General features: G+C 67.6%; 18 protein-coding genes. 12 read left to right on the top strand and 6 right to left on the bottom strand.

The features are described 5' to 3' along the window. Positions 1-141: 141 nt before the first annotated feature. From AC1ROD_RS12025 to AC1ROD_RS11995, 7 genes are all read left to right on the top strand, one after another. The gene (locus AC1ROD_RS12025) at positions 142-1,029 is read left to right on the top strand and encodes an SDR family NAD(P)-dependent oxidoreductase (RefSeq protein WP_492948504.1); all 888 of its coding nucleotides are present in this window, start codon (positions 142-144) and stop codon (positions 1,027-1,029) included. 42 nt (positions 1,030-1,071) lie between these two features. After that, on the top strand, positions 1,072-2,073 hold the full coding sequence (locus AC1ROD_RS12020; RefSeq protein WP_492948503.1) for a LacI family DNA-binding transcriptional regulator: 1,002 nt from the start codon (positions 1,072-1,074) through the stop codon (positions 2,071-2,073). Between the two features lie 88 nt (positions 2,074-2,161). After that, positions 2,162-3,307: a fumarylacetoacetate hydrolase family protein gene (locus AC1ROD_RS12015; protein ID WP_492948502.1), complete on the top strand. Its 1,146-nt coding sequence runs from the start codon at positions 2,162-2,164 to the stop codon at positions 3,305-3,307. Next, complete coding sequence (gene xylB / locus AC1ROD_RS12010) at positions 3,304-4,062, top strand: D-xylose 1-dehydrogenase (protein ID WP_492949071.1); 759 nt, start codon at positions 3,304-3,306, stop codon at positions 4,060-4,062. Before AC1ROD_RS12015 ends, xylB begins: the two co-directional genes overlap by 4 nt. Positions 4,063-4,122: 60 nt before the next feature. Next, positions 4,123-5,556 (top strand): sugar porter family MFS transporter, encoded by a 1,434-nt coding sequence (locus tag AC1ROD_RS12005; RefSeq protein WP_492948501.1) that lies wholly within the window; start codon positions 4,123-4,125, stop codon positions 5,554-5,556. Between the two features lie 69 nt (positions 5,557-5,625). Then, positions 5,626-7,068 carry an aldehyde dehydrogenase family protein gene (locus tag AC1ROD_RS12000; protein ID WP_492948500.1) on the top strand — a complete coding sequence of 481 codons (1,443 nt, stop codon included), beginning with the start codon at positions 5,626-5,628 and terminating at the stop codon, positions 7,066-7,068. Further along, entirely contained in the window at positions 7,065-7,895 is an 831-nt protein-coding gene (locus tag AC1ROD_RS11995) for an aldose 1-epimerase (RefSeq protein ID WP_492948499.1), read from the top strand. Before AC1ROD_RS12000 ends, AC1ROD_RS11995 begins: the two co-directional genes overlap by 4 nt. A 6-nt stretch (positions 7,896-7,901) precedes the next feature. Here AC1ROD_RS11995 and AC1ROD_RS11990 read toward each other — a convergent pair whose 3' ends face one another. Next, positions 7,902-9,692, bottom strand: a complete 1,791-nt coding sequence (locus AC1ROD_RS11990) for an IlvD/Edd family dehydratase (protein ID WP_492949070.1) — start codon at positions 9,690-9,692, stop codon at positions 7,902-7,904. Between the two features lie 122 nt (positions 9,693-9,814). On the opposite strand from AC1ROD_RS11990, the gene AC1ROD_RS11985 reads away from it, so the two are divergent. Then, positions 9,815-10,576: a FadR/GntR family transcriptional regulator gene (locus tag AC1ROD_RS11985; RefSeq protein ID WP_492948498.1), complete on the top strand. Its 762-nt coding sequence runs from the start codon at positions 9,815-9,817 to the stop codon at positions 10,574-10,576. Here AC1ROD_RS11985 and AC1ROD_RS11980 read toward each other — a convergent pair. Beyond that, positions 10,573-12,213, bottom strand: coding sequence for a family 43 glycosylhydrolase (locus tag AC1ROD_RS11980; RefSeq protein ID WP_492948497.1), 1,641 nt, complete (start codon positions 12,211-12,213; stop codon positions 10,573-10,575). The two genes, AC1ROD_RS11985 and AC1ROD_RS11980, sit on opposite strands and share 4 nt — an antisense overlap. 136 nt (positions 12,214-12,349) lie before the next feature. On the opposite strand from AC1ROD_RS11980, the gene AC1ROD_RS11975 reads away from it, so the two are divergent. Continuing rightward, positions 12,350-13,288: a GDSL-type esterase/lipase family protein gene (locus tag AC1ROD_RS11975; RefSeq protein WP_492948496.1), complete on the top strand. Its 939-nt coding sequence runs from the start codon at positions 12,350-12,352 to the stop codon at positions 13,286-13,288. A gap of 141 nt (positions 13,289-13,429) precedes the next feature. Here the strand turns inward: AC1ROD_RS11975 and AC1ROD_RS11970 are convergent, their stop codons facing one another. Continuing rightward, positions 13,430-16,873 (bottom strand): TonB-dependent receptor domain-containing protein, encoded by a 3,444-nt coding sequence (locus AC1ROD_RS11970; RefSeq protein ID WP_492948495.1) that lies wholly within the window; start codon positions 16,871-16,873, stop codon positions 13,430-13,432. Positions 16,874-17,143: 270 nt separating this feature from the next. On the opposite strand from AC1ROD_RS11970, the gene AC1ROD_RS11965 reads away from it, so the two are divergent. Both AC1ROD_RS11965 and AC1ROD_RS11960 read left to right on the top strand, forming a co-directional pair. After that, positions 17,144-17,608 carry a TadE/TadG family type IV pilus assembly protein gene (locus AC1ROD_RS11965; protein WP_492948494.1) on the top strand — a complete coding sequence of 155 codons (465 nt, stop codon included), beginning with the start codon at positions 17,144-17,146 and terminating at the stop codon, positions 17,606-17,608. A 1-nt stretch (position 17,609) separates the two neighbouring features. Further along, positions 17,610-19,268, top strand: a complete 1,659-nt coding sequence (locus AC1ROD_RS11960; RefSeq protein WP_492948493.1) for a TadG family pilus assembly protein — start codon at positions 17,610-17,612, stop codon at positions 19,266-19,268. Here the strand turns inward: AC1ROD_RS11960 and dapD are convergent. From dapD to argB, 3 genes are read right to left on the bottom strand one after another with little or no spacing between them, the layout of a single operon-like run. Further along, positions 19,265-20,134 (bottom strand): 2,3,4,5-tetrahydropyridine-2,6-dicarboxylate N-succinyltransferase, encoded by an 870-nt coding sequence (gene dapD / locus AC1ROD_RS11955; RefSeq protein ID WP_492948492.1) that lies wholly within the window; start codon positions 20,132-20,134, stop codon positions 19,265-19,267. The two genes, AC1ROD_RS11960 and dapD, sit on opposite strands and share 4 nt — an antisense overlap. After that, positions 20,131-20,850: a pyrimidine 5'-nucleotidase gene (locus AC1ROD_RS11950; protein ID WP_492948491.1), complete on the bottom strand. Its 720-nt coding sequence runs from the start codon at positions 20,848-20,850 to the stop codon at positions 20,131-20,133. The genes dapD and AC1ROD_RS11950 overlap by 4 nt, the downstream gene beginning before the upstream one ends. Next, positions 20,847-21,773: an acetylglutamate kinase gene (argB, locus tag AC1ROD_RS11945; RefSeq protein WP_207932683.1), complete on the bottom strand. Its 927-nt coding sequence runs from the start codon at positions 21,771-21,773 to the stop codon at positions 20,847-20,849. The genes AC1ROD_RS11950 and argB overlap by 4 nt, the downstream gene beginning before the upstream one ends. 102 nt (positions 21,774-21,875) lie before the next feature. Between argB and AC1ROD_RS11940 the strand changes: the two genes are divergently transcribed. Continuing rightward, entirely contained in the window at positions 21,876-22,052 is a 177-nt protein-coding gene (locus AC1ROD_RS11940) for a hypothetical protein (protein WP_492948490.1), read from the top strand. The last annotated feature ends 3 nt before the right edge of the window (positions 22,053-22,055 follow it).

Genomic DNA, 22,055 nt, shown 5'->3' with positions numbered 1-22,055 from the left:
AAGCGAAGCCTCTCACCCTTTTCGACGGCCGTCAACATTCACTAGCCGTCCGGTGAAGATTGACCATTCGGCTAGTATTTGCTGCATTGCACACCATGAAGGTCGGCGAAGTCCGGCCGCTAACTCACAGGGATGAGGACCATGACCATCGATCTTTCCGGCCGCGTGGCCATTGTCACCGGCGCGGGCGGCGGCCTGGGCCGCACCCATGCCCTCGAACTCGCCCGCTACGGCGCCCGGGTCGTGATCAACGACATGTCGGCCGCCGGCGTCGAGGCCACGGTCGCCGAGATCACCGCCGCGGGCGGCGAGGCCGTCGGCTGCGTCTGCAGCGTCACCGACCGCCAGGCCGTCTCCGACATGGTCGCCGGCGCCGTCCATCGCTGGGGTTCGATCGACATCCTGGTCAACAACGCCGGCATCCTGCGCGACCGCACCTTCGCCAAGATGGACCTCGACGACTTCGAACTGGTGCTCAACGTCCATCTGATGGGCTCGGTCAACGTCACCAAGGCAGCCTGGCCCTTCATGCAGGCGCAGGGCTATGGCCGGGTGATCTTCACCACCTCCTCCTCCGGCCTCTACGGAAACTTCGGCCAGTCGAACTACGGCGCCGCCAAGATGGCCCTCGTCGGCCTGATGCAGACCCTGGCGCTGGAAGGTCGCAAGGCCGGGATCCACGTCAACTGCCTGGCGCCCAGCGCCGCGACCCAGATGACCGAAGGCCTCTATTCCGCCGACGATCTCAAGGGCCTGTCCTCCGGTCTGGTCAGCCCCGGTGTCGTCGCCCTGGCCGCCGAAGGCGCGCCGACCCGCACCATCCTGCTCGCCGGCGCCGGCGCCTTCGAACAGGCCCACATCACGATGACGCAAGGCATCTACGTCGGCGACGCGGCCGACGCCGCCGAACAGGTTCAGGCGCAGTGGACCGTCATCGGCGACCGGGCGGGCGAACTGGTGCCGGACTCCGGCGCCGCCCAGTACAAGCATGAGGTCCGCCACACCCTCGCGGAGCCCGTTCCGGCCTAGCTTCGGATGGACGTTTCATCCGCCGCGCCCCATGGTCGGCGGATGAGCGGAATCAGGATCAGCGACGTCGCGGCGCGCGCCGGAGTCTCGGCCATGACCGTGTCGCGCGTCATGAACAACCGCGGCGCGGTGAAACCCGAGACACGCGAAGCGGTGCTCAACGCCGTCGAGGCCCTGGGCTATGCCCCCAATGTCGCGGCGCGCAGCCTCGCCCTCGGCGGCCTCGACCGCATCGGCCTGATCTGGTCCAACCCCAGCGCCGGCTATCTGAGCGAATTCCTGCTGGGGGCGCTCGAAGGGGTCCGAACCCACGGCGGCCAGTTGCTGGTCGAACAGTGCGGCGACGACGCGGAGAGTGAGGTCGCGGCGGTGCGCCGTTTGGCGGCGGGCGGCGCCAAGGGTCTGGTCCTGCCGCCGCCGCATGGGGAATCGGTCGCGGCCCTCGCCGAGGCCGACCGACTGGGGCTGAAGGTGGTGATGGTCGCTGCCGGCAGCTTCCGACCCGAGGCTCCGTCCGAGACCCTGGCCGTCCGTATCGACGACCGCGCAGCCGCCGCCGCCATGGCACGGCGCCTGCTCGACCTCGGCCACCGTCGCATCGGCTTTATCACCGGCGCCGCCAACCAGAGCGCCAGCGCCGAACGGCTGATCGGCTTCCAGTCCGAAATCGACGCCTGCTTGGGCGCCGAGGCCGTCATAGAGGCGGGCGACTTCACCTATCGCTCCGGGCTGGAAGCGACCGGCCGCCTGCTGGACCGGCCCGCCCCGCCGACGGCCGTCTTCGCCTCGAATGACGACATGGCCCAGGGCGCCGTCGCGGTCGCACACCAGCGGGGTCTGGACGTGCCGCGCGACCTGACCGTGGTCGGATTCGACGACATCCCCATGGCCACGGCGGTCTGGCCGCCCCTGACCACCGTCCGCCAGCCGGTCGCCCGCATGGCCGCCGAAGCCGTGGCCCTGTTGGCCGGCGGCGCGGCCGGGAGCGACGTCGTCTTCCCCCACGCCCTGATCGAACGCGGCACCTCCGCCCCGCCCGCCTGAAGCCGTCTTGACAACCCGTGTCGCGGCGTTTGATGTTAGCGCTAACACACAACGATCCCGGCGGACGCAGACTGGGGCGGAGGAACAGATGAGGCTGACGGACATCCTGCCCGAGGACTGGCGCGACGCGACTCTTCTGGGCCGTATCGAAACCGCCGACGGCCCGACCCCGGTCCTGCTGCGCGCGGGCCGTCTCCTCGACATCTCCGCCTTCGCCCCGACCTCGGCGGAAGCCCTGTCGCGCGCCGATCTGGCCGCCGCGACCGGCCGTGATCTCGGCGCCATCGAGGATCTGAGCGTCGCCTCGGTCTGGGAGGATGGCGAGCTCAACCTGCTGTCCCCGCTCGACCTGCAGTGCGTGAAGGCCTCGGGCGTGACCTTCGCCGTCTCGGCCCTGGAGCGGGTCATCGAGGAACGGGCGCGGGGCGAGGCCTCGGTCGCCGCCGGCATCCGCGAACGCCTGTCCGAGCGTATCGGCGGCGACATGGCCAAGGTGAAGCCGGGGTCCGAACAGGCCGCCGAGCTTAAGGCCGCCCTGATCGCCGACGGCCTGTGGTCCCAGTATCTGGAGGTCGCCATCGGCCCCGACGCCGAGATCTTCACCAAGGCCCCCTGCCTGTCCTCGGTCGGCTGGGGCGCCCACGTCGGCGTCCGTGCCGACTCCCACTGGAACAACCCCGAGCCCGAGGTGGTCATCGTCGTCGATCCGGCCGGCAAGCCGGTCGGCGCGGCGCTGGGTAATGACGTCAATCTGCGCGACATCGAAGGGCGCTCGGCGCTTCTGCTCGGCAAGGCCAAGGACAACAACGCCTCCGCCTCGGTCGGTCCCTTCATCCGCCTGTTCGACGCCGGCTTCTCGATGGACGACGTCCGCGACGCCACCGTCTCCCTGGAAGTCAAAGGCCCCGAAGGCTTCATCCTGTCGGGCGCCAGCTCCATGCGCCTGATCAGCCGCGATCCGGAGGAACTGGCCAGACAGGCATCCGGCAAGAGCCACCAGTACCCGGACGGCTTCGCCCTCTACCTCGGCACCATGTTCGCCCCGATCCAGGATCGCGACACGCCCGGCGGCGGCTTCACCCACAAGGTCGGCGACCGGGTAAAGGTCTCCTCCCCGCGGCTCGGCGTGCTGGAGAATGAGGTCACCACCTGCGATCTCGCCGCCCCCTGGACCATGGGCGTCATGGCCCTGATCAAGAATCTCGCCGGCCGCGGCCTTCTGGGAGCCGCCTGATGAGCAATCAATACCCCTCTCTCGCCGGCAAGGTGGTTGTCGTCACCGGCGGCGGCTCGGGCATCGGCGCGGCCCTGACCGAAGGCTTCGCACGGCAGGGCGCCCGGGTCGTCTTCCTCGACGTCGCCGATGCGGATTCGACCGCCCTGACCGACAGCCTGTCGGACCTGTCCCCCGCCCCCGCCTATCGCCGTTGCGACCTGACCGACCTTGCAGCCCTGAAAGCGACCTTCGACGCCATCGCCGCCGAGGTCGGGCCGATCGAGGTCCTGATCAACAACGCCGCCAACGACGACCGCCATTCGCTGGCCGAGGTCACGCCCGCCTATTGGGACGACCGGATCGCGGTGAACCTGCGCCACCTCTATTTCGCGGCCCAGGCCGTTGCGCCCGGCATGAAGGCGGCGGGTCAGGGGGTGATCCTGAACCTCGGCTCCATCTCCTGGCACCTCGGCCTACCGGACCTGTCGCTCTATGAAACCGCCAAGGCCGGGATCGAGGGCATGACCCGGGGTCTGGCGCGCGAGCTGGGCGTGGATGGAATCCGCGTCGCCTGCATCGTGCCCGGCAACGTCAAAACGCCCCGTCAGATGAAGTGGTACACGCCCGAGGGCGAGGCCGAGATCGTCGCCGCCCAGTGCCTCAAGGGCCGGATCGAGCCGAAGGACGTCGCGGCGCTCGCCATGTTCCTCGCCTCGGACGATGCACGTTTCATTACAGGCCACGAATACTGGGTCGACGCCGGCTGGCGCTGAGGCAACAGTCCATCATCACAACAGGGGCCGTCAGAGCCCCATGCGGAGGAGAAGAGGCAAATGGCAGGACCAACCGGGGGCAATGGCCCCGACATCGCCGGGACCGACAAGGTCAATATGGCCTTCATCGCCCTGATCGTGGCCGTCGCCACCATCGGCGGCTTCATGTTCGGCTATGACTCCGGCGTCATCAACGGCACCCAGGAGGGGCTGAAGAGCGCCTTCAACCTGTCGGAGCTCAGCGTCGGCATCAACGTCGGCGCCATCCTTCTGGGCTGTGCGGTCGGCGCCTTCATCGCCGGTCGTCTGGCCGACCTGATCGGGCGCAAGACGGTGATGCTGATCGCCGCCGGCCTGTTCGTGATCAGCGCCTTCTGGGCCGGCGCCGCCGACTCCTCGCTCCACTTCGTCATCGCCCGCTTCATCGGCGGTCTGGGCGTCGGCGCGGCCAGCGTCCTGACCCCGGCCTATATCTCGGAGGTGACTCCCGCCTCCATGCGCGGACGCCTGTCCAGCGTGCAGCAGATCATGATCATCACCGGCCTGACCGGCGCCTTCCTCGGCAACTACGCCCTGGCCCATACGGCGGGCAGTTCGACCGCCGAGTTCTGGGGCGGCTTCCCGGCCTGGCGCTGGATGTTCTGGCTGCAGGTGGTCCCGGCGACCATCTATCTGCTGGCCCTGCTGGCCATTCCGGAAAGCCCCCGCTTCCTCGTCGCCAAGGGCAAGGACGCCCAGGCCCAGGCCGTGCTGTCGAAACTGTTCGGCGCCGAGGCCGGCGCCCGCAAGGTCGCCGAAATCCGCGCCTCCCTGGCCGCCGACCACAAGCCCAGCTTCAAGGACCTGCTCGATCCGTCGACCCGCAAGGTGCGTCCGATCCTCTGGGCCGGCCTGATCCTGGCCGTGTTCCAGCAGCTCGTCGGCATCAACATCGTCTTCTACTACGGCGCCACCCTGTGGCAGTCGGTGGGCTTCTCCGAGAACGACGCCCTGCTGATCAACATCCTGTCCGGCAGCCTGTCGATCCTCGCCTGTCTGGCCGCCATCGCCGTCATTGACCGGATCGGCCGCAAGCCGCTGCTGCTGATCGGCTCGGCGGGCATGGCGGTGACGCTCGGTGTCCTCGCCTGGTGCTTCTCGCAGGCCCAGTTCGTCGACGGCGCCATGCACCTGCCCGATCAGGTCGGCCTGATCGCCCTGATCTCGGCCAACCTCTATGTCGTCTTCTTCAACTTCAGCTGGGGCCCGGTCATGTGGGTCATGCTGGGCGAGATGTTCCCCAACCAGATGCGCGGTTCGGCGCTGGCGGTAGCGGGTCTGGCCCAGTGGCTGGCCAATTTCGGCATCTCGGTCAGCTTCCCGGCCATGGCCGCCGGTCTCGGCCTGCCGATCACCTACGGCTTCTACGCCGCCTGCGCCCTGATCTCCTACTTCCTGGTCCAGGCCTGGGTGAAGGAGACGCGCGGTCGCGAACTGGAAGACATGCAGGGCTGACCGTTCGGCCAGCTTATCCCCCAACGGGCGGCGCTCCCCCGCCGCCCGTTTTCATTTGAAGGCATTGCCATGACCGACACCCTCGAACTCTCCCACTGGATCAACGGCGAGAAGGTCTCCGCCGACCGTCCGGGACAGGGTCTGAACCCGTCCGACACGCGCGAGGTCGTGACCCGCACGCCCGACGGCGGCGTCGCCGAGGTCGATCAGGCGGTCGCCGCCGCCAAGGCCGCCTTCGAGAGCTGGTCCGAGGCCTCGCCGGAAGTCCGCTCCGATGTGCTGGATCGCGCGGGGACCCTGGTCATGGAGCGCCGCGAGCAACTCGGCCGCCTGCTGTCGCGCGAAGAGGGCAAGACCCTGCCGGAAGGCATCGGCGAGACCGTCCGCGCCGGCCGCATCCTCAAGTATTTCGCCGGCGAGGCCCTGCGCCTGCACGGCCAGAACCTGGCCTCGACCCGTCCCGGCGTCGAGATCCAGACCTATCGCCAGGCCGTCGGCGTCGTCGGCCTGATCACGCCCTGGAACTTCCCCATCGCCATCCCGGCCTGGAAGATGGCCCCGGCTCTCGCCTTCGGGAACACGGTCGTCATCAAGCCCGCCGGCCTGACCCCTGCGACCGCCGAGGCCCTCGTCGCCATCCTGCATGAGGCGGGTCTGCCGAAGGGCGTCGTCAATATGATCATCGGCCGCGGCGGCGTCGGTCAGGCCATCGTCGACCACGTCGATGTCGACGCCGTTTCCTTCACCGGCTCCCAGAGCGTCGGCGCGGGCGTGGCGGCGGGCGCGGTCGCGCGTCAGGCCCGGGTTCAACTGGAAATGGGCGGCAAGAACCCGCTGATCGTGCTCGACGACGCGGACCTCGACCGCGCGGTCGCCATCGCCCTGGACGGCTCCTTCTTCGCCACCGGCCAACGCTGCACGGCGTCGAGCCGCCTGATCGTCCAGGACGGCATCCACGACAAATTCGTCGCCGCCCTGTCGGAGAAGCTGAAGGCCCTGAAGGTCGGCCCGGCGCTCGATCCCACCAGCCAGATGGGCCCGGCGGTGTCGGAGGCCCAGATGGAGACCTCCTATCGCTACATCGACATCGCGAAGTCCGAAGGCGGCCGGATCGCCGTCGGCGGCGAGCGGCTGACGCTGGAGACGCCCGGCTGGTACGTCCAGCCGACCCTGATCGCCGACACCGCCCCGGACATGAAGATCAACAGTGAAGAGGTCTTCGGCCCCGTCGCCTCCACCATCCGGGTCAAGTCCTATGAGGAGGCGCTGGCCGTCGCCAACGGCGTCGAGTTCGGCCTGTCGGCGGGCATCGTCACCTCCAGCCTCAAGCACGCCCGCGACTTCCAGCGCCGCGCGAAGGCCGGGATGACCATGGTCAATCTGCCGACGGCGGGCGTCGACTACCATGTGCCCTTCGGCGGCACGAAGAAGTCGAGCTACGGCGCGCGCGAACAGGGCTTCGCGGCGCAGGAGTTCTTCACCCAGACCAAGACCTCGTACTCGGCCGGATGATCAGGCTTGAACACGGCGACTGGGTCGCCGCCATCGCGCTTCAGGGCGGCGCCGTCGCCGCCCTGACCCGGGCGGGCGCGGAGGTCCTGCGTCCGACGCCGGCGGGCGCGACCGACATCCTCGACTTCGCCTGCTTCCCTCTGGTCCCCTATGCGAACCGGATCGCCCAGGGCCGGTTCGTCTTCGAGGGCCGCGAGGTGCGCCTGCCGGTCCTCGACCGGTTTTCTCCCCACGCCCTGCACGGCGAGGGCTGGCTGGGCGTCTGGACGGTGCTGGAGCAGGCCGCCGACCGCGTGACCCTCAGTTTCGGCGCTGACGGCTGGCCTTGGCGCTATGAAGCACGCCAGACCTTCAGCCTGTCCGATGACGGCCTGCGCATCGACCTCGCCGTCATCAATCGCGACACCACGCCCATGCCCGCCGGCATCGGCCTGCATCCCTATTTCCCGCGTAAGACGGATAGCCGCCTCGACGTCCCCGCCACCGGCGTCTGGACCGGCGAAGACATCGTCCCCGACCACCTCGCGCCGCTGGATGAGGTCATCGACTGGACCGACCGGCTGGTCGCGGACGCCCCGTTCGTAGACCATTGCTTCGAGGGCTGGACCGGAGAGGCCCGCCTGTCCGACGTCGAGGGAACCACGACCCTCCGCGCCTCGGCCGACCGGCTCCATGTCTATGTCCCGACCGGCGAGGCCTACCTCTGCGTCGAGCCTGTCAGCCACCGACCCGACGTCTTCAACCAGGCGGCGCCGGGCGAACAGGGCTTCACCGTGCTCCAGCCCGGCGAGACCCTGTCCCTCTGGATGACCATCGGCCGGGAGTGACGCCCCTCAGTGGTTGTCGCGAGGGTTGCCGAACCTGTCGATGATGCGGTGATACTTCACCGCCGGCTCCAGCACGGCCCCGGTCTGCAGCGGGCCGACCGTGGCGCGCTGCAGCTCCTGCCAGGGCGTCTGTGACGGCGGATACCGGAAGCCCCCCGCCGCCTCCAGCGCGGCGCGGCGCTCGGCCATCTCGGCGTCCGAGACCTTGGCATCGACGCGGCGGGTCTTCAGGTCGACGCGGATCCAGTCGCCCTCGCGCAGCAGGGCCAGATTGCCGCCCGCCGCCGCTTCCGGCGAGGCGTTGAGGATCGATGGCGAACCCGAGGTGCCCGACTGCCGCCCATCGCCGATACAGGCGATGGCCGTGATCCCCTTCTCGATCAGGTACGAAGGCGGACGCATGTTCACCACCTCGGCCGCGCCCGGATAGCCGATCGGCCCGGCCCCGCGCATGAACAGGATCGACCGCTCGGTGATGCCCGTCGCCGGGTCGTCGATACGGTGGTGGTAGTCCTCGGGCCCGTCGAAGACGACGGCGGGGCCCTCGAAGGCCTCCGGGTCCGCAGGATCCTCCAGATAGCGCTCGCGGAACTCCGGCGAGATCACGCTCGTCTTCATGATGGCGCTCTCGAACAGATTGCCGCCCAGCACCAGGAAGCCCGCATCCGTCATCAGTGCCTTGTCGAACGGCCGGATGACGTCGGGCAGGACGATCTCGGCGCCGGCGCAGTTCTCGCCCATCGTCCTGCCGTTGACGGTCAGCGCCCCTTCGCGGATCAGCCCCTGTTCCATCAGCTGGTTGATCACGGCCGGCACGCCGCCCGCCTGATGGAAGTCCTCGCCCAGATAGGTCCCGGCCGGCTGCAGATTGACCAGCAGGGGCACGGCATGGCCGACCGTCTCCCACGCCTTGATCGGCAGATCGACGCCCGAGTGACGCGCCAGGGCCGTGATGTGGATCGGGGCATTGGTCGAGCCGCCGATGGCCGAGTTGACCACGATGGCGTTGTGGAAGGCGTCCGGCGTCAGGATGTCGGACGGCTTCAGGTCCTCATGCACCATCTCCACGATCCGCTTGCCGGTCTGGTAGGCGACCTGGGGCCGTTCGCGATATGGCGCCGGGATCGCCGCCGACCCCGGCAACGACATACCCAGAGCCTCCGCGAGCGAGTTCATCGTCGAGGCCGTGCCCATGGTGTTGCAATAGCCGACCGAGGGCGCCGAGGTGGCCACCAGATTGATGAAGCCCTCATAGTCCAGCTCGCCCCGCGCCATCATCTCGCGCGCCTTCCAGATGATCGAGCCCGAGCCGATCCGCTCGCCCTTCAGCCAGCCGTTCAGCATCGGCCCGACCGACAGACAGATGGCCGGAATATCGACCGTCGCCGCCGCCATCAGACAGGCGGGCGTGGTCTTGTCGCAGCCGATCGTCAGGACGACCCCATCCAGCGGATAGCCGTACAGCAGCTCGACCAGACCCATATAGGCGAGGTTGCGATCCAGCCCGGCGGTCGGCCGCTTGCCCGTCTCCTGAATGGGATGGACCGGGAATTCCAGGGCGATGCCGCCCGCCTCGCGGATGCCCTCGCGGACCCGTTTGGCCAGTTCGATGTGGTGACGGTTGCAGGGGGCGAGGTCCGACCCCGTCTGGGCGATGCCGATGATCGGCTTGCCCGAGCGTAGCTCTTCCAGCGTCAGGCCGTAGTTCAGATAGCGCTCCAGATAGAGCGCCGTCATATCCGGGTTCTCCGGATTGTCGAACCAGGCGCGGCTGCGCAGGGGTTTGGAGGTCTTCAGAGGAGTGTCAGTCACACGGGTCGTCCTGCGCCACAGCGGCGCTTCAAGAGGGAATTAGGTGTTATCATCCGACAAATCGTGGCTTTGCCGTAGAGTTCAAAGGGCTGTACAGCCGGAGAAGTATGGCCAGACGCGCGACCAAATCCCGACCGATCGGTCATGAAGGACAACCGGAACGCGGCGACCGCGCCCTGTCGGGTCACGCCCAGATCGTCCGCACGCTGGGCGAGGACATCCTGGCGGGCCGCTTCGTCTCCGGAGAGAAATTGCCGCCCGAGCCCGAGTTGCTGGATCGGTTCGGGGTGTCGCGCACCTCGCTGCGCGAGGCGATCAAGACCCTGACGGCCAAGGGGCTGCTGGTGGTCAAGACGCGCGTCGGCACCAAGGTGTCGGACCGCGTCCGCTGGAACCTGTTCGATCCCGAGGTCCTGTCCTGGAAGGTGCGAACCGGCATGGACGCCGACTTCCGCCGCCATCTGGCCGAGATGCGCCGCGCGGTGGAGCCGGCGGCGGCGGAGCTCGCCGCCCAGCACCGCACCCCGGATGATCTCATGGCCATGCGCACGGCCGTCGCCGCCATGCGCAACGAGACAAGGTCCGAATACGGATTCGCCCGCGCCGACCTGTCGCTGCACCTGGCCATCGGGGCGGCGTCGAACAATCCGATGATGCGCTCGATCGCCAGCGTCATCGAGACGGCGCTGCTGGAGGCCTTCACCCTCAGCCCGCCGACCCGCGCCCCCGACCTGCACCGTGAGACCGTCGACGCCCACGAACGCATCGTCGACCGCATCGAGGCGCGCGACGGCCCGGGGGCCGCCGCCGCCATGCTCGCCGTCATCGACGCAGGCTTCCGTCGGGTCGAGAGCGAGCATCAGGCCTAGAGGGCCCGGTATTTGAAGTTCTTGAAGCGCGCCTCGCCCGAGCCGCCAGCCGCATAGATGCCGGGGCGCAGCATCATGAAGCCGCCGCGCACGTTCTGGTGATAGCCCGAGACCTCCATCTGGCGGTCGAATTTGGTCCAGGTCACGCCGTCCGGGCTCGAGTAGCAGGTGACGATGTGGTTATCGTTCGTCATCCGCATATGCATGCGCCGCCCGTTCGAATGGCCCGGCCGTCCGCGCTCCATCCCGTAGGTGTGGGTGACGAAGCGGCGCTCGTCGAAGCCCAGGCCGGCGTAGAGGCCGAAGTCGTAGAAGAGCAGCAGGCCGGCGGTCACGCCCTCGTCGATCTCGATCTCGCACTCGATCTCATAGGCGTGCTCGCCCTGGACGAAGGTCAGGGGCGAACAGTCCTTGGGCGCCGTCCCCTTGGCGGCCATGTGCAGCACCCCGCCCTCGCGACGGAAGCGACGACCTTCGTCCGGACCCGGATTATAGAAGCTCCACTGCACGCCGAACTTGTCGGTCGAGAAGTCGTCCGACAGGGCCATGCCGTGATGCTGCCCGGGCAGGTTGGCGGGCTTGGCCATCGGGTGGGAGAGGTCGCCGCCGGTCGCATCGGGCCAGCCGTCCGCCGACCAGACGATCTTGTCCAGCAGGGTCTGGCGACCGAGGGTCCAGAAGGCGTTTTCATAGCCGTGGTAGACGGTCCACCAGTCGCCGGCAGGACCTTCGATCAGGGTGGCGTGGCCGCGCGACCACCATTTCTCGCGCGCGGTGGCGGTGCGGACGATCGGGTTGCGCGGATGGTTCTCCCACGGTCCGAAGACCGACTTCGAACGGGCGACGATGACCATATGGCCGGTCGGCGGACCCGCCGTGCCGCCCACGGCGGTGATCATGTAGAAATAGTCGCCGTGCTTCAGGACCTTGGGACCCTCGGGCGAGAAGCCCTCGACGTCCCAGTCGACCGGATAGCGCCAGGGGTCATAGACGTGACGGACCTCGCCGACCGTGGCCATGCCGTCGTCGGTCAGCTGGATCATGTCGCCGCCGCTGAGGAACAGATAGCGTTTGCCGTCCTCGCCGACGACGTGGCCCGGATCGATGTGGTTGGGCAGGTGAAGGTCGACCGGCTCGCTCCACGGCCCCTCGATCTTCTCGGCGTGGATGACGTAGCTGGAGCGGTACTCGTCCGTGCGGGCGGGGATATAGAGGAAGAAGCGGCCGTCGTGTTTGCACAGCTCCGGCGCCCAGACCGAGCCGATGTTCTTCGTCAGGGCCGCCACGACCGGGGTCCAGTTCACCAGATCCTTCGACGACCAGATCGTCAATCCGGGCACGGATTCGAACGAGGAATGGGTCATGTAATAGGTGTCGCCGTCCTTCAGGATCGACGGGTCGGGATGGTCGCCGGCCAGGATCGGATTGAGGAAGGTCCCGTCGCCGAGGTCGGCCAGACGCTGGCCCTCGATTCCCTTGGGCCAGGTCATCGACGTCCAGTCGCCGAACGAGCGGGCCGCGTCGCGGCTAAGGGGCGCGGCGGGGGCTTCCGCCGCCGGAGTCTGGGCCTTGGAGAGTGTCGGCGCGGCCACGCCCAGGGCGGCCAGACCGAAGGCTCCGCGTCTCGTCATCTTCATGGCTGTTTCCTCGTCGAGCCGATTTGTATTATAAATCCATCGTAGCGCCGCGACAGACGGCGACAAGGGGCTGGGCCGAAGAATCGCCTTCGGAGGCCGCCGATTTCGAGGAGTTGACGCCGCAATGCCTGGTCCCATGACCCGCCTTCTGACCACCGCCGTCTCGGCCGCCCTGCTCGCCTCGGCCGCGACGGCCGCCTTCGCCCAGACCGCACCGGCCACCGCGCCGGCGCCCGAACCCGCCCGCCCGATCCGGGCCTCCAAGATCATCCTCGTCGGCGACTCGACCACCCAGGGCGGCAGCGGCTGGGGCGGCCGGTTCTGCTCGGACCACGTCGTGTCCTTCGTCGCCTGCCTGAACCTGGCGCGCGGCGGACGCAGCACCAGCAACTATCGGGCGGAAGGCTCGTGGGACATCGCCCTGGCCGAGATGGCGTCCGCGACGCCGGCGGGATCACGCGCCTATGTCGACACCTATGTGCTGATCCAGTTCGGCCATAACGACCAGCCGGGAAAGCCGGGTCGCTCGACGGATCTGGCGACCGAGTTTCCGCAGAACCTGCGCCGCTATGTCGCCGAGACGCGGGAGCGGGGGGCCATTCCGGTTCTGGTCACCCCCCTGACGCGCCGCCAGTTCGTGGACGGAAAGCTGGACAATGATCTGGAGCCCTGGGCCGCCGCGATCCGCGCCGTCGCCGCCGAGACCCACACCCCCCTGCTGGATCTGAACGCCGACAGCGCCGCCGCCGTCCAGGCCATGGGGCCCAGCCTCGCCGCCGGCTTCGCCCAGTCGCCGCCATCGCGGATCGTCGCCGCCGCCCTCCTGACCGGGACCACGGTCCCGGCCAACACCGGCGCGCCCGTTCCTCCCGCGCCCGCGGCGAACGCGGCCACCGGGCCTGCGCCGACGCCCGCTCCCGCGCAGAACAACAACGCGGTCGAGCCGATGGGGGACGCCAAATTGTCGTTCGACTACACCCACCTCGGTCCGACGGGCGCGAGCTTCTTCTCGGCCATGGTGACCCGCGAACTCGCCCTCGCCGTCCCGGCCCTGCGCCGCAACCTGATCAACTGATCGGCGCACAGACAAAAGGCCGGGCCGTCTCGCGACGGCCCGGCCTTTCTGCGTCTGGCGACACCCGGCTTTCCAAAAAGAACCGGAGCGTCTTGCGACGCTCCGGCAGGACGGAAGCCCGGGGGAGTGTTCGGCTCGCCCCTAGAAGACGGCGCGGGCGCCGACGAAGAACTGGCGACCGGTCGAACCGTAGTTGGTCACCACCGGATCTTCGGCGTAACCCCAGCGGTTGGTCGTCTGGTTCGTCAGGTTCAGGGCCTCGAGCGTCAGGGTGATCTGCTTGTTCAGCTTGTAGGTCATCGAGGCGTCGATGTTCAGCGTCTCTTCCGAACCCAGGAAGTCGTTGACCAGCGGCGAGTCCGAGAAGCCCGGGTCGGTGGTGCCCGAAGCGATCGGATACTGGGTCACATATTCCGCGCGGTAGGCAGCCGAAACACGGGCCGAGAACTTCGGCACTTCATAGAAGACCGTGAAGTTGAAGGCGTCGGGCGAGGCGCCGGTGAACGGCCCCACGCCGGTGACCAGAGGCTGCGGCGTCAGGATGTAGTTCAGCTCGGACTCGAGGTGGGTGTAGTTGGCCTGGATGCCCAGGTTCTCGAAGTACCAGGGCAGGAAGGTCAGGTTCTGCTGATAGTTCAGCTCGATCCCGCGGATATAGCCGCCCGGCGCGTCGCGGAACTGGCGAATGCCGAAGGCCCTGTCGGCGTTGATGTAGTCGACCTGGTTCTGGGCGTTCTGGCGGTTGGTGGCGCTGGTGGTGGGGTCCGCGATGATCGCCTCGAACTCGGCGCGTAGCTCGGCGATGGCGGTGGCGTCCAGGATCGAGGACAGGGTGCCGTCGCCGACCAGGGTCTGCGGGAAGCTCTCGATTTCCTTGTCGAAGATGGCGACCGAGAACAGGGCGTCAGGCTGGAAATACCATTCGAAGCTGAGGTCGTAGTTGGTCGCCGTGAAGGGGCTCAGCTGCGGGTTGCCGATGGTGATCGAGCCTCCCGTGGTCGCGCCCAGGGCGCTCGGCACGGTGAAGGCGGTGACGCTGGGCGCCAGGTTGCCGAGCAGCGGACGCGACATCACCTTGGCGATACCGAGGCGGATCAGCATGTTGTCCGCGACCTCATAGGCCATGTTCAGCGACGGCAGGTCGTTCTTGTAGTTGTTGCTGGCGTTGATCGCCCGGCCGCGGTTGGTGAAGCCGTCCGAATCCAGATCCGTATAGGCGCGGCGGATGCCGACGTTACCGCGCAGGGTGCGGCCGAAGACCGGAACGTTGAAGTCGATCTGGCCGAAGAAGCTGCTGTCGGTTTCCTGCACCTGGAAGGTCTGGGCGAAGTTGTACTTCGTCGAGATCCGCCAGTCGTTCCACTTGTTGACGCAGTTGCACTCGAAATCGAACAGGCTGCGGAAGGCGTCCAGATCCGGAGCGTAGAAGCTGGTCGGGGTGCCCGCCGGCAGGTCCAGGCCCTGGCCGAAGGAATGCAGGCTGCCGACCTTGTCGATCGTGGTTCCGGCCTCGATCAGGCTGGGGTTCAGGGTTTCGCGGTTCGATTCACGCTGCAGGGCGGTGGTGTAGAAGGTGTAGCGACGCTGCGAGGCGCCCCACTTCAGCGTGATGTTCTCGTTGTGGTCATAGGCGAAGTCGACCGCGCCGCCTTCGTAGTGGTTGTCCACGGTCCGCTCGAAATAGCGGATGGCGGAGAAGCCCTTGACCACATCCCACTTGGTCGGATCGGCGACGTCGAAGCCGAAATCCATCGACGGCATGTCGCCGCCGCCGCGGGCGTCATAGACGAAATAGCCATCGCCGGCGGCGCCGGAGCCCGAGTTCATGCGGCTGAACTCGACCAGCGAGCCTTGCGACTTGTTGACCGACCGGCTCTCACCGTAGATCGCGTGCACCCGCAGGGTGTCGGTGATCTCGTGGTCGATATTGATCGTGCCCTGCTGGAAGTAGGTGGTGTAGCGGGCCTCATCCGCCGCCGAACGCATGTCGACATTGCTGAGCACCAGATAGTCGGCGTTCTGGCCGTTCGGGCTCAGCGCCGCGTCGATCAGGCGGATCGACGGACGACCGATCAGGGCGTTACGCATCGCCAGCTGGGTCGGGTCGTTGATATAACCGCGCGAGCTCGGGCTGTTATAGTAGTCGTACGGGTCAAGATTGTTCGGGTTGAAGCTGAAGCCCGAACCGTTGGTCAGCGCCACCGGCGTATTGCCGTAGATCTGCTGACCGCAATCGACCCCGGCGATGATGTCGGTCTCGGCGCGCTGCGTGCAGGAGGCGTAGAGGGCGCGACGCTGGGCCGCCGTGCTGGGCAGGTTGGCGTTCGACAGCTGATAGGTCGCCTGGTTGGCGGTGCCCTGGGTGTTGTTGCGGTTCAGGCCGACCGGAACGATCTGATAGTTGGTCGAGACCTGGTCCAGCTGCGAATAGACGCCGTCGAAGCTGATCGTCGTGCGATCGCTCGGACGCCATTGGGCGCCGAAGGTCATGCCGACGCGCTCTTGGCTCAGATCCTGCTGGTTCAGGGTCGGCAGGGCCGGAATGCGGACCAGCGAGCCAGGTGACACTGTCGTGCCGGCCGCGGCGCTACCGGTCGTGGCATTGTTCTTCAGCGTCGAACCGATCGGGCTGTTGATCAGGTTGTAGGCGGCAAGGTTCGAGCCGCGCAGCGCGTCGCAGTAGGAGATGTTGGTGATGTTGACGCCGGGAATGACGCCGTTGTTACAGGAGGTGCCCGTCGGAGCGGCAAAGCCCTGACGGGTCTGGATGCTGACGCCCGGCAGAAGGTTCGGCGTGCCGGCGAAGGTGGCGCCGCGGTAGGTGTAGTCCGACTGACCGGCCTGACGCTGGTAGCTGTCGATGGTCTGATCGCGCTTGTTGTAGGCGATCGAGCCCAGCAGGCCGAACTCACCAACGTGGTTGAAGCGCCAGCGGTCCGAGACCAGGGCGGCGACGCGCGGATTGTTGGTCTCGCCGTTCTCGTAATAGGCGTCCTGGACCGACAGGGCGTAGCGGGCGCCGCGATAGTCGAACGGGCGGCCGGTCTGCAGGTCGACGGTGGCGCCGAGCGAGCCTTCTTCCGTCTCGGCCGAAGCGGTCTTCTGGACCTTCAGCGAGTTGAAGAGTTCCGAGGCGAAGGTGTTGAAGTCGAAACCGCGCGAGCGGTTGGGGCTGTCGCCCGCGATCGAGGCGCCGGCGGTGGACAGGGCCTCGACGCCGTTCAGGCGCACGCGGGTGAAGTCCGAGCCGAGGCCGCGGACGGTGATGGTGCGGCCTTCGCCGTTGTCGCGGTCGATCGAGACGCCCGGCAGGCGCTGCAGGGATTCGGCGAGGTTGGCGTCGGGGAAGTCGGCGATGTCCTCGGCGTTGATGGCGTCGACCATCACGTTGGCATTGCGCTTGGTGCTCAGGGCGCTGCGCAGGGCGCCGCGGATGCCGGTGACGACGACCTCGTCGACCTGGGCGGCGTCGTCATCCGACTGCGCCGGCGCCGTCTGGGCCATCACGGGTTGCGCGGACAGGACACCCATGATCAGGGCGGTGGCGGATGCGCACTGCAGGGCGCGCACGCGAAGCGTGTTCATTTCTGTTCTCCTCCCAAGACGTCCGCCTCTCTCTGGAGGCTGAACAGAATCTCGCCGTGTTTCGGCCCGGCTACTAACCCGACACGTGACACCGGTGTCAAGCTACAGTCCCGAAAAGATCAAATCATATTACAATTGGAACCTTTCGCGGCGGACCGCGCCTTTAAGCGTTCTAACGCTCCGAAAGCACCGTAAAACGATGATCTTCGCACCCTAATCATTGTTTAATGATGATTTGAGACGTTTTCCATCGGAAACGGGGCGAGCGTCATGAGACGGGGATTTCGGAACGAAGCGACGAGACAGGGGCTGGTGTGCGGCCCGAGACACGGTTCAGGGCGTGTCCGACGACAGGGATCGGCCGCGATCGAGTTCGCCCTGGTCGGTCCCATGATGATCCTGCTCCTGGCCGGAATGGTTGTTTACGGCGGCTGGTTCTGGCTCGCGCAGTCCGTGCAGTCGCTGGCGACTGAGGGCGCGCGAGCCGCCGTCGGCGGGCTGGACGCCGCCGAGCGCGAACAGCTGGCCCGGGCCTTCGTGACCGACCAGGCAGGCGGCGCCGCTGGACTGGATCCGGCGCTCGTCACCGTCAAGGTAACCAGCGACGCCCAGGCGATCCGTGTTCGGGTGGCCTATGACGCGCGCAACAACCCGGTGATGTTGCTGGCCGGACCCCTGCCCAAACCGCCCGGCCTTATCGAGCGCTCCGCCACCGTGCGGATCGGCGGCTATTGAGATGTCGAGGCCGGATGTCCGTCGGAGCCCGTCCGCCCCCCTGCTCACCGACAGAAGGGGCGGAATCGCGGTCATGGCCGCCATGGCCGGGGGCCTGTTCTGCGCCATGGCCGCCCTGACCATAGACGTCGGATCCCTCGCCCTGCACGCCCGGCAGCTCCAGGGCGCGGCCGATCTGGCCGCCCTGTCCGGCGCCCACGATCTCGACCATGCCGAGGCCGCCGCCCTGGCCACGGCTCGGGCCAATGCCGGGATGGAGGTCGCCTCCATTGTCCAGAAGGGGCGCTATGTGTCGGACAGGAGCCTCGCCCCCGACCAGCGGTTCACCACAGGCGGCGCCGACCTTAACGCCGTCAGGGTCACCCTGACCGCCCGCGCGCCCCTCTATTTCGGGCGATGGATCCTCGGCAAGGACGCCCTGGAGATCACCCGGTCCGGCACGGCGGCGACGCCCGGAGAGCCTCGCGCCCTGTTCTCCATCGGTTCGCGGCTGGCGGCGCTGGACGGAGGGGTGGCCAACCAGTTGCTCAGCGGCCTGACCGGAAGCAGCGTCTCGCTCAGCGTCATGGACTACAACGCCCTGGCCGACGCGAAGGTGAACCTGCTGACCTTCTCGGACGCCCTCGCCGCCGACATCGGGGTTCAGGCCGGCGACTATGACGCCCTTCTGACCCGGGACGTCGACGCTGGCCGGGCTCTGAGAGTGTTGAGCGCGCTCGCGGGCAGCCAGGCGTCCGGCGCCCTGTCGCGTCTGGCGAACGCCGCAGTCGGAACGACGCTCCAGGTCGGAGATCTGATCGGCGTCGAGGCGGACGCGACCGACGGCCTGGCCCGGGGACTGGACGCCTCCGTCTCCGCGATGGACCTCGCCATGGCCCTGCTGGAGATCGGCGCAGGGGACCGGCAAATCGCCCTGACCACCGGCGCCCAGACCGGGATCGCCGATCTTCAGATCCGCCTCGCCATCGGCGAACGGCCCAATCATTCCCCCTGGATCACGGTCACCTCGAAAGGAGAACCCATCGTCCGCACCGCGCAGACGCGGCTCTATGTCCGTGCACGGACCAGCCAGAAGCTGTCTGGTCTCGCCCAGGTCAATCTGCCGATCCTGATCGAGCTTGCCTCGTCCGAGGCCCGGCTGGACACCATCACCTGCAAGCCGTCACGCACCGTCACGCTGGGCGTCCGTCCCGGACTGGCGCGAGCGGATATCGGAACGGTCGACGAAACGAAGCTGGGCGACTTCACCCACACCCTGATGGTGACGCCTGCGACCCTGATGTCGGTCGCCGGGGTCGTCAGCCTGACCGGACGCGCGACAGTCGAGGCGGCGGATCATGGTTTCAAACCCGTCGCCTTCACCGACGCCGAGATCACCGCCCAGACGATGAAGACCGTCCATGCAACCGGTCTGGTCAATGGCGTCGTGGTCAGCCTGCTTCAAAAGCTGGACGTCACCGTCAACATCATCGGCCTGCCGCTCGGACTTGGCGGGTTGGTGAGCGCGCTCGGAACCCTGCTGGCCCCGCTGGGCCCCGTGCTGGACGCGGTGATCAATCCGATCCTGGACACGCTCGGCCTGAGCTTCGGCGAAGCGGACGTCACGGTGCTGGGCGCGGTCTGCCCGGACGGCGCCGGGGGTCCAGTCCTGGTCGGTTAGTCGCGCAGCAGTTCGTTGACGCCGGTCTTGGCCCGGGTCTGGGCGTCGACGCGCTTGACGATGACGGCGCAGTAGAGCGACGGCCCGCCATTCGGATCCGGCAGGGAGCCCGGCACTACGACGCTGTAGGCCGGCACCTCGCCACGGAAGACCTCGCCGGTGGCGCGGTCGACGATCTTGGTCGAGCCTGACAGATAGACGCCCATGGCCAGGACCGCGCCCTCGCGCACGATCACGCCCTCGGCGACCTCGGCGCGGGCGCCGATGAAACAGCCGTCCTCGATGATGGTCGGATTGGCTTGCAGAGGCTCCAGCACCCCGCCGATACCGGCGCCGCCCGACAGGTGGACGTTCTTGCCGATCTGGGCGCAGGAGCCGACGGTGGCCCAGGCGTCGACCATGGTCCCCTCATCGACGAAGGCGCCGATGTTCACGAACGACGGCATCAGGACCACGTTCTTCGCCACATGGGCGCCCTGACGGACGATCGATCCGGGCACGGAACGGAAGCCCGCAGCCTGATAGTCGGCCGCGGTCCAGTCGCCGAACTTGTTGGGCACCTTGTCCCAGAAGGGGCCGACGCCGGGTGCGCCCGAGGTCGGGCTGGCCACGGCGCGTTCGCCCGCGCGCATGATCTGGTTGTCGTTCAGACGGAAGGACAGGAGCACCGCCTTCTTCAACCACTGGTGCGTGGTCCAGGCGCCGTCGTCGCCGCGCGTAGCCACGCGGGCCTCGCCCGAATCGAGCAGGGCCAGGGCCTGTTCGACGGCATGACGGACGTCACCATGGGTCGAGGGCGACAGCTCTGCGCGGTCGTCCCACGCCTTTTCGATGACGGTTTCCAGCTGGGCGCGATCGAAGGTCATTCTGGTCTCTCCGCAAGATGGGCGGTGGCGAGGAAGGGGCCGAGCGCGGCGGCCCGGAAGTCAATATAGGCGTCTGCCGAGGTCAGCGCCTTCGGGCCGACCAGCACCGTGGTCATTCCCAGAGCCTTGGCCGGCGCCAGATTGCGCGGCGTGTCCTCGAAGAAGGCGGTGCGGGTCGGATCGATGCCGAAGCGGACGATCATCTTGGCGAAGGTCTCGGGGGCCGGTTTGGGCAGCAGGTCCGCGTCCTCGATCGAGAACAGACCGCTGAACAGATCGGTCAGGCCGAGCGCTTCCAGCACCCGCCGTCCGTGCCCGGTCGAGCCATTGGTGAAGACATAACGCGGCCCCTGCAGCCGCTCCAGCGCCAGCCGCAGGCCCGGCTCCGGATCCAGCCCGTCCAGCGGCACATTGTGGACGTCGGCGAGGAAGTCGGCGGGGTCGAATTTGTAGTCCTGCAGCAGGCCGCCCAGGGTCGCGCCGTGGTCGGTGAGATAGCGCAGCTGCAATGCCCGCGCCTCATCCTCGGGCAGGCCGGTCAGCCGCACCATATAGTCGAAGATCCGCCCCGAGACCCGCTTCAGGATCTGCTTCTCGGGCGGATAGAGGGTGTCGTCGAGGTCGAACAGCCAGGTGGTGATCCCGGTCAGGTCGGCGGAAAGCTCGGTCGCCGGTTCACCCGTTTCCGAGGGCGGCGCAACAGGTTCAGCCGTCACGCCTTCACCAGAGTGCCGGCGCCGTGCTCGGTGAACAGCTCGACCAGCATGGCGTGGGGACGGCGACCGTCCAGGATGACCACAGCCTCGACCCCGGCCTTCACCGCGTCCATGGCCGTCTGCAGCTTGGGGATCATGCCGCCCGAAGCAGTGCCGTCGTCGATCAGGCCTTGCGCCTCGGCGACCGTCATCTGGCGGATCAGCTGGCCGTTCTTGTCCAGCACGCCCTTGACGTCGGTCAGCAGCAGCATCCGCTTGGCGTTCAGCGATCCGGCGACGGCGCCCGCGACGGTGTCAGCGTTGACATTATAGGTCATGCCGTCCTCGGCGACGCCGATCGGAGCGATGACCGGGACCCAGTCGTCGGTCTCCGACGCGATCAGGCCGGCGATCAGTTTGGGATCGACCTTCGTGGGTTCGCCGACGAAGCCCAGGTCGACCTCGTGTTCGATCAGGCTGTCGGGGTCACGCCGAGTGCGGGTGGTCTTCTCGACCGTCAGCAGACCGGCGTCCTTGCCTGACAGGCCGATGCCGCGCACATCGGCTTCCTTGCCCGCGACCGAAATCCAGTGGGCGATCTCTTTATTCACGGCGCCCGACAGCACCATCTCGGCGACGACCATCGTGTCCCGGTCGGTGACGCGCAGGCCGTCGATGAAGTTCGACTTCACCCCGGCCTTGTCCAGCATGGCGCTGATCTGCGGCCCGCCGCCGTGGACGACGACCGGGTTGACGCCCATCAGCTTGAGCAGGACCACATCGGCGGCGAATTGCTTCGCCACGGCGGTCTCGCCCATGGCGTGGCCGCCGTATTTGATCACCACCGTCTCGCGGTCGTAGATCTGGATATAGGGCAGGGCCTCGGCCAGGGTTTTCGCCGTGGCCCAGCCGCGCTCTTCCGACTGGCGTTCAACTTCGTCCATCATTCGGCGGGCTGATAAACGCGAAGCGTGGCGCTGTCACGGCGAAAGGCCATGAAACTCCACGCCCCGCCTGACCGTTCAGCCATGGAGAAGGAGGGCGACATGAAAGAACATGACATCGACGACCACGGCCTGACCCCGGTCGATCCGGCCCTGGCCCAGCATCACGATGCGAGCCTGTGCCCCGAATGCGAGGGTGTGGGCACGCTGCCTGACGGCGAAACCTGCCCGGTCTGCGAAGGCACGGGTAAGGCCACGGGGCGCACCGGCGGCGGCTGACTA

This window comes from Brevundimonas sp. GW821-FHT12E07 (assembly GCF_058807035.1).
The sequence above is the reverse complement of the archived record's forward strand: the minus strand, read 5'-3'. Positions and strand labels throughout refer to the sequence as shown.